This window comes from Pseudomonas fungipugnans (assembly GCF_029955235.1).
In the GTDB taxonomy this organism is placed as follows: domain Bacteria; phylum Pseudomonadota; class Gammaproteobacteria; order Pseudomonadales; family Pseudomonadaceae; genus Aquipseudomonas; species Aquipseudomonas fungipugnans.
In genome coordinates, this window is record NZ_JARBWL010000002.1 from 3,138,457 (window position 1) to 3,152,708 (window position 14,252).

11 protein-coding genes and 1 pseudogene are annotated in these 14,252 nt (G+C 44.3%); 7 read left to right on the top strand and 5 right to left on the bottom strand.

Annotated elements, in window-relative coordinates; genetic code table 11:
- Window positions 1-86: 86 nt before the first annotated feature.
- On the top strand, window positions 87-419 hold the full coding sequence (locus POF45_RS29685) for a hypothetical protein (RefSeq protein ID WP_282317430.1): 333 nt from the start codon (window positions 87-89) through the stop codon (window positions 417-419).
- Here POF45_RS29685 and POF45_RS29690 read toward each other — a convergent pair.
- Window positions 403-2,145, bottom strand: a pseudogene (locus POF45_RS29690) (DNA cytosine methyltransferase); the annotation flags it as partial. The gene POF45_RS29685 and the pseudogene POF45_RS29690 sit on opposite strands and share 17 nt — an antisense overlap.
- Window positions 2,146-2,185: 40 nt before the next feature.
- Here POF45_RS29690 and POF45_RS29695 point away from each other — a divergent pair.
- The 4 genes from POF45_RS29695 (at window position 2,186) to POF45_RS29710 (ending at window position 7,248) form a co-directional block, all read left to right on the top strand.
- A complete protein-coding gene (locus POF45_RS29695) occupies window positions 2,186-3,334 on the top strand; it encodes a tyrosine-type recombinase/integrase (RefSeq protein WP_282316049.1) in 1,149 nt (382 codons plus the stop codon).
- Window positions 3,327-4,958: a tyrosine-type recombinase/integrase gene (locus POF45_RS29700; RefSeq protein ID WP_282316048.1), complete on the top strand. Its 1,632-nt coding sequence runs from the start codon at window positions 3,327-3,329 to the stop codon at window positions 4,956-4,958. Before POF45_RS29695 ends, POF45_RS29700 begins: the two co-directional genes overlap by 8 nt.
- Window position 4,959: 1 nt before the next feature.
- Entirely contained in the window at window positions 4,960-5,703 is a 744-nt protein-coding gene (locus POF45_RS29705; protein WP_282317432.1) for a hypothetical protein, read from the top strand.
- 1,140 nt (window positions 5,704-6,843) lie between these two features.
- Window positions 6,844-7,248, top strand: a complete 405-nt coding sequence (locus POF45_RS29710; RefSeq protein ID WP_282314673.1) for a TetR/AcrR family transcriptional regulator — start codon at window positions 6,844-6,846, stop codon at window positions 7,246-7,248.
- Between the two features lie 8 nt (window positions 7,249-7,256).
- On the opposite strand, the gene POF45_RS29715 is transcribed toward POF45_RS29710, so the two are convergent.
- Entirely contained in the window at window positions 7,257-7,541 is a 285-nt protein-coding gene (locus POF45_RS29715; RefSeq protein WP_282314674.1) for a helix-turn-helix domain-containing protein, read from the bottom strand.
- Window positions 7,542-7,733: 192 nt separating this feature from the next.
- Here POF45_RS29715 and POF45_RS29720 point away from each other — a divergent pair, with 192 nt between their 5' ends.
- A complete protein-coding gene (locus POF45_RS29720; RefSeq protein ID WP_282314675.1) occupies window positions 7,734-8,213 on the top strand; it encodes a hypothetical protein in 480 nt (159 codons plus the stop codon).
- Window positions 8,214-8,619: 406 nt separating this feature from the next.
- The gene (locus POF45_RS29725) at window positions 8,620-9,873 is read left to right on the top strand and encodes a DNA cytosine methyltransferase (protein WP_282314676.1); all 1,254 of its coding nucleotides are present in this window, start codon (window positions 8,620-8,622) and stop codon (window positions 9,871-9,873) included.
- Between the two features lie 15 nt (window positions 9,874-9,888).
- Here POF45_RS29725 and POF45_RS29730 read toward each other — a convergent pair whose 3' ends face one another.
- The 3 genes from POF45_RS29730 to POF45_RS29740 all read right to left on the bottom strand — a co-directional run.
- On the bottom strand, window positions 9,889-11,067 hold the full coding sequence (locus tag POF45_RS29730) for a PP_RS20740 family protein (RefSeq protein ID WP_282314677.1): 1,179 nt from the start codon (window positions 11,065-11,067) through the stop codon (window positions 9,889-9,891).
- Between the two features lie 3 nt (window positions 11,068-11,070).
- Entirely contained in the window at window positions 11,071-13,152 is a 2,082-nt protein-coding gene (locus tag POF45_RS29735) for an ATP-binding protein (RefSeq protein ID WP_282314678.1), read from the bottom strand.
- Window positions 13,153-13,190: 38 nt separating this feature from the next.
- On the bottom strand, window positions 13,191-14,252 hold a 1,062-nt coding region (locus tag POF45_RS29740), incomplete at its 5' end, for a HEPN domain-containing protein (RefSeq protein WP_282317433.1).

Genomic DNA, 14,252 nt, shown 5'->3' on the forward strand with positions numbered 1-14,252 from the left:
GCGTTTTGCCTTCGCTAAGGTTAGGGTTGGGTCCGGTCCGTTTTATGCAGACCGTGGGCAAATTACGATTTTGTTGGAGATATCGAATGTTCGAAGCTGTAGATGTGAAGCAAGAAGTGGTGAACCTTCCCGGTCAACAACTCCTGACCTTCGGAAACAGCATCATTAATCTTGATGATGTCTCTGAGATTTTGAGAGACCCACAAGCTCCAAATTATAAGATTGTGTTCATTTTCAAGAACGGAAGGGAACGAGAGTACAGCTACGATACAAGGGCTGAGCACTCTTGGGCTCTGCGTTGGTTGGATCATTGCATCGAAAAGAATTTGCTGCGTCTGGAGCTCACTTCAGAGTGTTTTGCAAAATGGGATCGATACCGAGTCGATGAAGTTAATCTCCTGTCTAAGCAGCGTACTTAAGCCGCACCGACTTCCAAGGGTCATTGGCCCGAGCCAGTGCTGCCATTGGCGGCGGACTGACGCTATTGCCGCACATGTGGACCTGCTGGGTTTTGGTGAACGGCTTGCCGTCAGCACCGTGGCTTATGATGTAGTCGGCCGGGAAACCCTGAGCCTTGTACAGCTCGGCCGGTTGAAGCATTCGCAGGCAGATATCAACGATTACGTACGGCGTGCCCTTGATGGTGACGGTGACCAGGCCCAGTCGATCTTTGGTGGTGATGGTCGGTGCCGGTTCGTTGGCGCCGCTCACGTTCTCGGTGCCGTAGTAGCTGATGAGGAATGCCGCGACCCGCAGTGCTCCAGCTTCGATCTCTGGCGAGAGCTGGAACTCGACAAGCGAGCTCTTTCCGCCGCCGCCCGCCGTAATGGTCGGCGCTGGCTCATCTACGGCTTGGCCCACGCTGGCGCCGAACTGGCGCTCCATAAAGGCAGTGACCAGCCCGTGGTGGGTGCCGCCTGCGCTGACGGTATACAAGGGGGCGGCGGCGTCCCGCGCATCGCAGTTGCCGCGCAGATGCACCAGGTTCGCCGTCACCAGCTGCTGCTGGCTGCCGGTGTTGGTCACCGTGGTCATTGGGTCTTCGATGCTCTTGGCGTCTGTAGTGTTGAAGCCGCCATTCATCTGGGCCATGAAGGCCGTGGCCACGCCGTATTTACCGCCCGAAGCCATGATTGTTCCCAGAGGCTGGCCAAGGTCGGCGCTGCGCGGTGCAGACCCAGGCTTATCACCATTACCGAGTTGTACAAGCGCCGCAGCGGCGATCGCGCGATGGTTCTGGGTCATCAGTGTTCCTGCGGGCTGATCCAAGGACGCCGGCTTGCCGGAGTACTCTGGGCCGCCGGCACCAACCAATACAGCAGTGGCGACTGAATGACCGCCGCTCGCGGTTACGGTCCCGAGTGGATCAGCAGCAGACTTGCTGCCGTCTCCCCACCGCTTAACGCCTCCGGATTTTCCCTCGCCGTGTGCGGCGGTAACCATCACAGGGCTGATCAGCGTCAGTTCGCCACGGTTGGCGCAGGTCACCGTCGGCAGCGGCGCGTGTGGGTCGTTAATCCGGTCGCTACCCTGGTGCGTGGCCGGGGCGATGATCGGGCTGGCCATGGCGAACGATCCGCCGCGCGGCCAGGAGGTGACGGTGCGCAGCGGGTCATGTGCTGACTGCACGCTTTCCCCTGACCAGTTCGCGATCGGCACGATAAATGGATCAGCGGCATCGATGACGAACTTCTTCATGCCCTTAGCGATCCGGCGCAGGGTGGCCGTTGCCAGCGGCTTCGGCCGGTCGAAGATGCTTTTGCTTGGGATCGTCCAGTCGATGCACTCGGCGGCGGTGCGCCACTTCTGTTGGCCCTTCGCTGGGTGCTTGGCATGGGTCGGCGCCGGCCAGACAATCGGCTCACCGTCACAGCGGGCGATCATGAACAGCCGTTCCCGGCTTGTCGGTGCGCCGAAGTCGCAGGCCTTGATGACGCACCACTCGACGACGTAGCCCAGATGCTGCAGCTCGGCCACGAAGGTTGCCCAGGTCTGGCCGCGCCGCTTCGGGTCAGGCACCAGGAACTGCTGGTGGACCGGGACAACTTCACCAGGCTCGGCAATGGTGCCGCCCAGCTTCATCACTCGGCCAGTTGCCTTGCAGCGCTTGGCGATCAGCGGGCCCCACTGGAGGATTTGTTTCATTAGACTCTTTGGCTACACTGTGTACGTAAAGGACGTCCACATGAAATTGTTATGGCCCGGTAAGCAGTCGATTCCTGAGATTTCTGAGGCACTTCATCGAACCAATAATCCCGCTCTGGCCGATTGGTATGGGAGGCGCACATTAAGGGAAATATATATTATCCCGCTAGTAGTTGACGGTTGCGGAAATGTAGTCCGTGAGGTTCATGAGTTTCTATATGAAAAAGCCTATTATTCAAACGCCTTAAAAATTAGTAAAACAGTAAAAACATACGCAGAATGTTTAGTAGATTGGATGGTCTTCTCCTGTATTCATGAGCTTGATTGGAAATTCGTAAGTAACAGAAATATAGCGCTTTACAGAAATCATCTAAAAGAAAAAACATTTAAGGGCCGTACCCTAAGTGCTAGAACGATAAATCTAAGACTGACAGTGGTTGTAGAGTTTTATAGACATTACTGGTCAAGTGTTTTGTCTCATGAAAATAAAAATCAAGAGGTGATTAGGCGTAAGTTAATACAGTTAAACGCCAGGAATTTTAAAGTTAGGATCAGTAAGCAAAGACCGCGGGCACTGCCTCCCGAAACTTGCCGCTTACTGATGCAGAGCCTGAACGGTGCCCAAAGGCTGATATTCGCATGGACATTGACGACAGGGATGAGGATTGGCAGCGTTCTAAGTATATCTTTAGCTATGTTTAAAGATTTAGATTCACTTAGATCAGACGGGTTTGTCGAAGTAACAGTCAAAGGCGGAAAGCTGCAAAAGGTTTATGTGCCGAAAGCAGTGATCGAAGAGACTAGGATCTATATTGCGACTACCAGAGCGTTAAGTCTTAACAGACCAAAATTTCCGGATGTAGAGCATTCTGCTTTATTTATTAACTCAAAAGGCGAAGCTGTGACTAGTGGATGCTACTACACAGCCTATAAGAGAGCCTGTTTAAGCTTAAAGGTAACTTCTCATCCGCATCAGGCTCGAACAACGTTTGCTACGTATGTTGAACGCCGTCTATTGAGCGCTAGTAAATCTTTAGGGCTTGATAGCGTTAAAATTATACAAGGCCTACTCGGTCATGCGAGTTCCAGTACTACTCAGGATTATCTAGAAAGTATCTCTGGGAATAATATAGATGTTCTTGAATTGCTAGATAAGCAGGCCGCTGAATTGCGAGGACTTCATGAGTAATGAACTTGAAGTTAGCTTCTATGATCACAACCGTCAGCGACGTGAATACTATGACTTCAGTAAGCCTGGATGCGATGCGACGCTATCAGAAGATATTAAAGTCGCCTTTCTTGAGCTGACGGGCCACTATAACAGTAGGAGCCGTGTACAGGCATGGAGATCCGTAAAGGAGTTTATGGGTTTTTTAGCTATGCACGAAGTACAGAGTATAGATGAAAATAAAAACCTATTGTCGGAGTATGCATTAGGGCTTAGCCATAGGAAACGCTTAAGAAAAACCAACGGCAGTCATTACAACGTAATCCGTAGGTTAGTTAAATTATTATCTGAAAATAGTGAAAGTAGGTTTTGGCAGGGGCAAGGGTTACCTAACTTCGATTTCACTAGAGAGAAGAAAACAGCGAGAGATAATGACATTTCTGTGAGTGCTTTAAAAAGTATTGCGGAGGCGTGTAAAAAAGAGATTAACGAAATTAAGGCTTGTATCGCTGTCCGCCAAGCAATAGAAAATGGCAGCCAAGTAAAGCACCCCAGCCTGAATGCCTCGGAAGTCCGAGCTTTAACCGAGTTGATAGCTTTAGAAAGCAAAGGCATATGGTCACAGCGAGAGATGGCTGATGCTAAAAAAGGGCGTCTTGGTAGTTCTGGATTAAGACGCCTTTCCGTATTTAAAGAGCTTACGATGCGGACTTGCATACCCATTTTTCTACTGCTAATGATTGAATCGGCGGCAAATCCAATGGCGCTGATGGAAATTAAAATTAATTGTATCGAAGCCCACCCAACTGACGACTCAATGGTTTTTTTATCTTGGGATAAGCCGCGCTCTAATAAGGAACAATCACTGCCGTTTATTAGAGATGGGAAGTTCTCACCTTCAGAACTAGTTTGTCTAATTAAGTTGTTAACCCAATCTGTTCGAGATATTGCGGATGCCGCAGATAAAGATTTGCTTTTCATTGTTAGGACCGGTAACAAGTCTCGGAGGCTTTCAGTGCAGAGCCTACATAACAAACTTAAAGAATTTCGTGATGAGCACAATATCGAGTACTTCACATTCAGTGATATTAGAAAGGCGGTTGCGGGTTTGGTCGCTGAGGAATACAAGTCTATTCAGCCAGTATCTAAATTTCTACAGCATTCAGAAGAGTCTACTACAAATTTATATTTGAGAGGCCGTGCGGCATCACAGCGAAGCTTTGAGAGAGTTTCAGAATTCCAGGGCGAAATGATTAGTATGGTGGCAGCGACAGGGCGCCAATTAGAAGGAAAATATTCCACACTATTTGGGATGTCGTGTAAATCGCCTGTTGAAGGTGTTGCTGAAGGTTCAAAATTTGGAATGCCGTGCGTAGAGTTTACTAGCTGTGCTACATGTAAAAACGCGATTGTGATTCACGATGAGCCTCATTATGTAGCTCGCCTTCTAAAATCGCGGGAAGCTTTGGAAACTCTTGAAAAAGATAGTTCTTCTCATGCCGATAAGATAGCTAGGTTCGATAAAGTATTTCGTGAAACGTTGGATGTGTTAAACAACTACATCTTGCCTAAGGTAAGTAAGCAGACAATGGTCGAGGCGGAAGCTTTGATTCCTGATACTCCTAATATACCCTTGGTGTACTAAATTGAATGTCTTAGACGTAAAGAGCGAAAGCGAGGTTAAAGACTTCTTTGTTAGCGAATTATTATTGCTTGGTGTCGACTTCTATTCCGAAGAGTGGGAGTTCAAATCGCCCGGAAAACAATCTGTAGCGGATCAGTCTATAGTATTCAAATGGAACCTGTTATTAATAGGTTTTGATTTGCCCGATAGCGGTGATTTCAGTCTAGGTCAGCTTCTAAAGAAAATTGCAGCGTGTTTTGTTCTTGGTATGAATAATAAAGTCTATGCGCCCTCCACAGTTAAAAATAAAATCACTTGGATACGTGGATTCTTATTGGCTTTAGAAGCGTCTGGATTTAAGCGGCTTTCACTAGTGACATCGATACAGGTTCATAATGTTTTTTGCCGATATCACAACAATGTATTTAATGGCAAGGCTAACTCTGTTGCTACCGTCAAGGATAGAATGAATGTCGTAAGTCAGATATATCGAATGAAAAAACTTATTGGAGATGGATTTTTAGAGGACCCTTTTCCTGAAAAGTTTCGTAGACAAATCTCTGCTAACTTAACTCAACCGCGAGCGTGGGAGGCGCCACCTGAGCCTGTCTGTATATATCTACTGAGATCGGCGATTCGATTTTTAGATGTAATGACCGAAGAGCTTTTAAGAATATTTTTCAAATATGTCTTCGCAGTTGAGGAAGCTAAAGGTCAGGGGTTAGTAACTAAAAGAAAATCTCGGCTTTCGCTAATGCAGTTCTGAAGGGCGAGAATTTTCCTTCGGGTAGTGAGTTTGACACATTAATAAAAAATCTAAAGGCAGATAAACCCAACGATATTGCATCTCTATTAAATCATTTGCAAACAGCGTGTTTCGTAATAATTAGCTATACGTCTGGGCCGAGAGTAAGTGAGATTCGACGAGCATCAACCGAAAGTCTAAAATATGTACGACACATTAAAGGCCGCGAATTTCCTTATTATTATGCTGCCAGATCTAAAAAGCGCTTCTCTGGAGATAGAAATGTTTCGAATGCGACAGAGGATGAATCACCTTGGGTATTATCTCCTGCTGGGGTCATTGCGTTTGGAGTATTGAAAAGGCTTTCAGAGCCCGCTAGAGCAAAAAGTAAGAAAGATAACCTATGGTTGGTTACAGCAGGAAACGCTTTATGGCCGTTTAATGCTAGACAGGGATATAGCGTGATCTCCTCTACCGCTATAAATAAGCGTCTAAACAGTTTTGCAGTATTTATGAATTTAAAATCTACAATAGGGTGGGAGGGGAGGCTTTATTCTCATATGGGTAGAAAACACTTCGCCAGGTTTATAGCTAAGCGCGATCGAGCGGCTTTAGGCGATTTAGCTCTACAATACTCCCATACCTCTGCATATAGTGTGGACATAAGTTATGCGAAACCGGATTCAGAGTTTCGGAGGCTTCTAAAAGAGGAGTTTAATGTAGAGATGGAATCTGTGGCTTTAGAATTAGCCGGGCTTTCGCCTCAGCAAATATTTCATAATGTCGGAGCCAAGTTTGAAAGTCGAACAATAGGTAAGTTTGTTGGCCAAGTTAGAAGTATTAAAGAAATTCGAATCTTGTTGTCTCGAGGTACTATCTTAGTACCATGTCAATGGGGTGTGTGCATGTATAGGCAGGAAACGAGTGCCTGCAAGGGAAGCAAGCAAGAACCTAATCCTGAGAATCGGTCACCCAGTACGTGTGTAGGTTGTTTGAATTTTATTGCAACACCTAAACATCGTTTATGGTGGCAAAATTATAAGGATGATAGTTTAAGATTTTTGCGGCAGTCGAACTTGCCTCAGCAAACTCGTCTTATATTGACATCAAGACTTGAGGAATGTGAAGAAGTTTTAAGAATAATCTAGTTAGGAGTTGGCTATGACCACTACACGAGACTTGTTGCTAAAATCGCTTGCAGAGTTGACCGCGAAAGGTCCAAGTCACATCAGCATAACGGCGCTTTCTAAAATTGCTAAAATCAGTCGTTCATCTATTTATAAGTACTACCCGGATATTGTCATTAAAGTTAGAGGAGGGGCTAGCGAGTTTTCTTTGTCTAATATCGAGAAAATCAGTTTAAAATTGTACATCTTGAAAAAACAGCTCAAAGAGCAAAGGGTGCTAGTGGGTATGCTAACCAACGTTTGCTCAGAACAGTTGGTAGAGATTATCGAACTTAATGCCAAATATTTAGATGCGCTGGAGTCAAAAAATTTGCAGATAACGTTTCTTGAGAGTGCTCTTGCCAAGAGTAAGAAGGTTGTTCTAAAAACAGTTAAATAAGGAAGGTTCTATTCTTTTTGTTTGCTGAAATTTTCCAATTCATTATGCACTGTGGCGAGCAGCATTTCGGAATTTATGTCGTCATTTTTTATCAGGTAGCATTTAGTTAGCAGCGTTACAGGATGTACTCCGATATTGATAGCAAACTCCTCAAGTTTTTCAACAGATAAAGTCTTAATTCCTCTTTCTACATCACTTATATAGCTTTGGCTGGCCCCAATGCTTTCCTGAGAAAGGCCCTTGCTTTGTCTCAGCTCCCTCAGTGCTCGGCCCAGCGCTCGATTCAGATCCACGTCTCAATCCCCAAAAGGAATGATGAAGCCTTTTGGAGCTAAAAATCGCTATACTCTATTGAGTATAATTGAGCAATGAGCTGTAATTTAACCGATTCTGTTGCTCCAGCGGAGATGGTTCACCAGTGGGGCCGGGTAAACGAATTTATTTATAACGTATGAAGAACGTTAACAGCTTGAGCGGGAGAGGAAATGTTAGATCGGAATGAGATTTTAGATTTAATATTGATGTTAAAAGTTAATGACAAAATAGATAGTCTTGTCTCATCCGATCGTCACAATGAGGTTGCCAAATTACTGGGCTATCCTAAGTATTCCGATCTTCGCTCTACATTGTTGTCTTTCCCAGAGTCAAATTTCAGAGAGTTTTCTATTTTTCTCATGAGAAAAATTTGCCTTCTTAGAATGCCTGTATCTGACATTGCTTATTATGAGTTCCGTAAGAGCACTAGAACGGAGTTTACTTACTATAGCATGTGGAGCGAGGATCTTGATGGTGAAGCGGTGAGAGTTCCCCGCCCGTTAAATGGACCAAAGACCGTTGTCAGATTGAGATCTAGAAATGAAGAGGTTTTCGTTTTGGAGTCAATGAAAGAATTGATGCTTTGGACTTCATATTGGAACTCAAACGCTCTGGTCAATAAAGACGTTGCCACACGTCTTATTGATTAGCTCCGATGAAGAGATAATCTGGAAGCATTGTAAATCATCGGTGCGTTAGAATGATAACGTTCCTCGGCAGCTCAGTTAAAGCCATAGGCTATGGCTAAGGGGGCCTTGGAGGCTGCTCAATGGCCCTGCAAGCTCCTTTGGTGATCCTTTCGTGAAAGGGTTGGGGGTAGGCGCATTGTCGGCTCTTAGGGCTGCGACAGTCGTTTTGTCGCTGACGTCCTAAATTGTTGCATACGCTGCGGCAATTCCTGTCGCACAGGGTGAACCCTAATATCTGACTTATACCCTCCCATGTCGAAAATTCAGCGTCGGCAGACGCCTACTTTTCTTGACTTTTAGCTTTTTGAGCTTACCCTGGGCGAGCCATTTTTCAGTATTGTCATTGACCAGCAGAGGCTTTAACGTTATGGGTTTTTCGGAACGCCCAGAAAGGAAGGGTACGTTCATTGACCTTTTTTCAGGATGTGGTGGCCTTTCTCTTGGCTTGATGCAAGCTGGCTGGGATGGCCTGTTTGCTATTGAAAAAACATCCGGAGCATATAAAACGCTAGAGCATAATTTAATCGAAGGCCCACGATATAAATATAGTTGGCCTGATTGGTTACCTCAGATCAATATGGAGGTCAGCCATTTAATCGATAATTATCAAGATAAGCTTGAAGCGCTTAGAGGAACAGTTGACTTAATCGCGGGAGGGCCGCCTTGCCAAGGTTTTTCACACGCAGGGAAAAGAGATCCGAATGATCCCCGTAATAAGTTAGCGGAACAATACATAAAAGTTGTAGAAATTGTGCAGCCCAAGTATCTGCTCTTGGAGAATGTACGAGGATTTAACACTAAATTTAAAAGCTCTGGTGATGCAAGCAGCATCCCCTATTCTCTAGTCGTGAAGAAGCGGCTTGAAGCGCTCGGCTATGGTGTTTCGTTTCGGATCATAAAAAGTTCAGACTGGGGGGTGCCTCAACACCGGCCTCGTTTTATTATGATAGCCAAACGTGCCACAGATAGTGATCAATTTGATCCTTTTGTAGATCTTGAATCATTTCGCCGGAACTTCTTATCGCGTAAGGGGCTTAGTACTGAAAATCCTGTAACTGTCCGTGACGCTATAGGTGATTTAGAAACTTATGGGAAAAGCCTGGTTCCTAATTTGGACTCTGGTAGGACTGGGTTTTTCGAAGCTGAATTTATTAAGTCTGCATCTCCCAGCAAATATCTACAGCTTCTCCGTTCAGAGAATTGTGAGCCACCAAATAGCAGAAGGTTAGCTAAGCATAGTGATGTTGTTAGCTCTCGCTTTCAGCTAATACTAGATAAATGTGAGCGCGGTGTAACTATATCGGACGAGTTTAGGACAGCTTTCAATATAAAAAAACAAGCTATTACTCCGCTTGATGGAGATTTGCCGTCCGCGACAGTTACAACGCTGCCTGACGACATATTACATTATCTTGAGCCTAGGATATTAACGGTTCGAGAGAACGCAAGACTTCAATCATTCCCTGACTGGTTTTCATTCCAAGGTGTTTACACCACAGGGGGTAAGCAACGTAAGTATACTTGCCCTCGATATACACAAGTTGGCAACGCGGTACCTCCAATACTGGCAGAAGCGTTGGGGATGTTGTTGAGTAGGCATGAGTCGAAAGGGGCCGTCTAAGACGGCCCCTTAAGCTTAGGCTTTCATTTCGTCGTCATACGTTGTTACATCCCATCCTGATTCTTTGAGCAGCACCTTCATATCTTCAGCGTAAGCAGCATATAGATTTTGGTTTGTTACCAACAATTGGTCGATGTCGAGAGACATGCAAAGCTTGTGTATAGCCGCGTGCTTATCTGAAGACTTATCTTGCTCGCTCAGTGCGGAGGTTGGCTCAGTGTGGTGCTGTGCCAACCCCAGAGCGTCAGCTCTGACTGTGGCTTGTTTGGTAAAGCGGATTACGTAAGAAAACATATCTGGAAAATCGTTTCCTCCGTGAACTTTGTACTTCATCACACTCACGGCCTGCATCCTTGCGTCATTCGCATGGGTCAGGCGGATGACCCAATAAATAAAACACGCTTGTAGGATTTCGGACAACTCAACCTTCGATATTTTATCGTCTGAAAAACTCTTCTTTTCTCGGGCAAGCTCGTAGATCTCGCGACGGTACTCTTCTAATGCGGCAACGAATGCCACATCATCGCTGACTTCTTCTCGAAAAACCCTATCTAAGTTGGCAAGCAGTTCCTGCGTTATACCTTCTTTGTCCGCCCTTGTTGTTAAAAAGAACAGCCACGGTGTATCTAGCATTTTATTGAACTGTACTGTGAACAACGCCATCATCGAGTCGATTGTTTCTTGCTTGAAGACGCCGTCACAGAAGTCCAAATTTATAAGATGATAAGCACCATGTTGACCAACACGCTTTAAGGCAAGAGAGCCTTTTTTAGACAATGCGTGAAAATTATAATGTTCGACTTTGGATTCGCGGTCCACGTTAGGTCTATCGAGGAGCTCGCTTAGCCTGATATCAGCTCTCTCTTTTTCCGCTTCTGTGTCAATGAAACCGTGGACGAGAAGTTTTTTGCTTTCAAATTTATCAGTCGCCATCATTTTTTTGCTGAAGAAATTTATATCAAGCAGGTCTCCTCCCGGGAGACCAAAATATTTTATTGTATTTATTTCTTTATATTCTTCGAATCTTCTAATTAAAAAATCCAGGTGATACCACCATTGCTTGTCTCTGACAAATTGTTTGCGAGGCTTGTGCCATGGCTTGAATACAATTGCAGTGGCAGCGACAGGAGATACTCCCCCTGTAACGTCGTTAAGATTAAATAATCCGCCATCATCTCCAAAAAGATTGCTCATTTTCTATCCCTCGAAACTGATGATTTGGATAATATCTTCAATGAGGCTTTCTCGCTGAGATGCGGACAGATCATTAAGGATTCTATAGCTTTCTAATACTTGAATAATTGCTTCGGTTTTGCTTTCGATGAAGTAGCTTTTTTTAGATTTTGAAGTGGTCAACCCGGAAAGTTCTAGATACCTATTTTTTTCAATTTTTATCGACTCCATGGGCAAATCGGAAATCGACATGTCTCCTTTTACACTCGATGACGCCTTATCACCATCTACCAAGTACAGATTACTCACATCGCTATAATCTAAGCCGCTACGTCCTATACTATTGAGCACAATGCGAGATAGGTTCTCGTCATAGCTGTTTCTGCTACTATCTTGATTTTTATCTACTTCTTCTTTTTTAATTGCTTTATATTTATTTACGACTTGTCGTATGGCCTGATGAAGCCATTTCATCATTATCTGATAGTGCGGGTGGGATATGTTAAAAGATTCCCTATCGATATTGAGTGCGGAGTCAAGACCATTGTTGACAAATATCTCGACTGTTAACTGGCTTTTAATCGTGTGCTCGGCAACCTGATGCTTCATAAATGTTTCGTCAAATAAGGTACCTGACGAATTATGAACGCGAACCAAAACACCGTTGTGATCTCTAGGGATTACTTTCGGTGTCCATAGTAGGTATGCATCAAAAGAGATCTTCCCGCCGGAGTCCTGATTGTCTACGGCTGATAAATCTGGAGAGTAACTGCCCACGAATAAAATTGGACGTTTAACCGCGCCGCTAGATTTGGGTAGGCCACTCAACTTTAGTGGACGAAACAGTTTAACCCCGTCAATTACGACATTGAAATCGATATCATCATATGTCGCTAATGAAGGTAAAATTGTACCTATCGGTGACTCTTTGTCATCAGGTTTGTATCGATTAGCTTGGCCTTTAAGTTTGTTGCTGATGATATAAACATCACTAATTTCTTTAGTTGAATATCGAAACGGATGTTTTTCGATGTAGTTTAATGGTACTGATAGCGACAGCGTCCATAGCATGTTTAGATAGTTGTCGAAGACGATTGCTAGCTTAGGGTTTGTAGTTACATTTGTTAGTGAAAGTACCGAGTTGTATAATTTTAGTAGTTTGTCTTCGCTTTTATCAGTTTCATTCCAGGGTAGCTCTGGCTCTCTGTCTGTGCCATCGTAAAACTCAAATCCATCTTTGCCGAAATAGTTCCCAACATGAAATTTTGGTTTTTCTAATTTTGAGGAGTTAAGCAGGTCATCACTCGGAATACTCGACTCCAGCTCAGTTTCGGCGGCTTCTTGACCCCATATGTCGACACTTCTCAGTTGGTCTCTCGCACTCTTTTTTATATTTCTCAGTACAATGTCAGTGCCGTGCGCGTCAATATTTTCGGTGTTGTCTGTCCATATTTCTACCTCTCCTGTTTCGAAGCTTGCTCCTCTCGCTTCAACATCTCCGTCACCTCCGCCAGTCGCGGTGTTTTCATCGCTGGCTGAAACTTTGTCTTCAAACTCTTTTTCTTTTTCCCGGATATACTCTTCTGAGTAGTTATGAAGGCGTATCCGAGCTTTTAAATAGAAGTCATCGCCTTTTTGCTTTGTAATTATGTCGAAGTCGCGGGTTAGCTGAGCAACACTAAACAGGCCGATACCAATTTTGCCGATGAGCTTTCTTTTCTTGTTAAGGCTTAGGGAACTATCTTTCTCGTCTGTGACTTTTAATGAACCACCTTTGCCGCTTCTTTTGGCGCTTGCCCCGACATGATTGAGAAGATTAACTAACGTTTCAATAGACATCCCATTCCCATCGTCTCGGATAGTAATGGTTTGGAATCGAGGAACATCCGTGTTGATTGTGACGTTAACGGCGTCTGCGTCATACGCGTTTGATATAAGCTCTCGTATGGCTGAGCCGGGCAGCCTATAAATGCCATCTGTTACGCGTGCGAGTACTTTTTCATCTGTCTCTAGTTTGGTCTTTGCTGATTGACCCGTTTGACTATAATTTTTTATTTTTTCTACTAGATCTAGCTCACCCTTGTTAAGGATATCTTTAGATTCCATCCTGATTGCCTCCAGCTATGATCGGCTCTACATCATTATTAGTAATAACGTCGATTGTTCAGAAATTGTTCCAGTTTTTTCTTTCTCTCGAAGCGATCAGAGATCGAGTCGGTCTGAATTTTTTTAAAGTGCGCTCCATCGAAGCCTAATTTATCAAGCAAAAATAGATCTATAATTATATCGATCTTAGAATATAAGAATGGAAGATTTTCAGCATTAGCGGCTGCTGGAGGTTGTTCACGGCTGTAATGAGTGAAATAATTTCTCGAACGAGTGATGTCTCTACATAGTCCTTCAATCACTTGTGCTTCTTCGCTTTTTACGCGAAATAGGAGTGCCTTATATTTTTGCCTCGATACCACTTCGCGAACTCTTTCGAAGTAGTCCATTTCGTTATTGTTTTCTAGCTTCTTATGTAGCGCCTCTATGAGTTGGGCTCTTAATAAATACTTTGTATTTAGATCGGATTCACTAATTTTTGGTAGAAAGTACAAAATAATTAACGGAAGGATTTTGTTATACAATTTGTTCCAGCTGTTGAATCTATGTTGAAGTTGTGCGAGCGTGCTCCCGAATAATGGAGGGTTTTCCTCTTCGATTCGGGAACTAAAAAAAGCTGGTTTGTAATACAGACACCATTTTTCCTGTCCATCTGTTATTTCTGTTTTTCCTTGAAGTAAAATCTTTCCTGTTGCAAATGATATAAAAGTGACAGCTCTATGAAGAACAGTTTGAAACTGTTCAATTGTTGCAGGCCTGGGGCTGATTATGGTGGATTTTGTCGGACTATTTTCTTTAGCGGGCGAATATCGTAGATTTATTTTAAATCCAGAAAACATTAGAGTTGTTTCGTAACTTCCCTCAAGTGACGACGCATCTTCAAACCATGGTGCTAACCCTTTAATTTCAAATTCGAAGTTAGTGCCTTTTATGCTTTCTTTAGATTTTAGGTAAGTGTTACCAATAAATAAAATGGGAGAGCTTAATGTCGAAGGTGGTATCTCGCCCACACCGAAAGCTTTTTGATGGTACATCGCTTTATGTATTGATACGGCTTCTCCCGAGTCAAGCTCTCCATAGACCGTATCCTCAATGATGCA

Bases quoted from the DNA above. Each gene is read 5' to 3' on its own strand.
- POF45_RS29720 (WP_282314675.1), top strand. From the start codon at position 7,734: ATGTTAGATCGGAATGAGATTTTAGATTTAATATTGATGTTAAAAGTT.
- POF45_RS29700 (WP_282316048.1), top strand. From the start codon at position 3,327: ATGAGTAATGAACTTGAAGTTAGCTTCTATGATCACAACCGTCAGCGA.
- POF45_RS29685 (WP_282317430.1), top strand. From the start codon at position 87: ATGTTCGAAGCTGTAGATGTGAAGCAAGAAGTGGTGAACCTTCCCGGT.
- POF45_RS29695 (WP_282316049.1), top strand. From the start codon at position 2,186: ATGAAATTGTTATGGCCCGGTAAGCAGTCGATTCCTGAGATTTCTGAG.
- POF45_RS29735 (WP_282314678.1), bottom strand. From the start codon at position 13,152: ATGGAATCTAAAGATATCCTTAACAAGGGTGAGCTAGATCTAGTAGAA.
- POF45_RS29730 (WP_282314677.1), bottom strand. From the start codon at position 11,067: ATGAGCAATCTTTTTGGAGATGATGGCGGATTATTTAATCTTAACGAC.
- POF45_RS29710 (WP_282314673.1), top strand. From the start codon at position 6,844: ATGACCACTACACGAGACTTGTTGCTAAAATCGCTTGCAGAGTTGACC.
- POF45_RS29725 (WP_282314676.1), top strand. From the start codon at position 8,620: ATGGGTTTTTCGGAACGCCCAGAAAGGAAGGGTACGTTCATTGACCTT.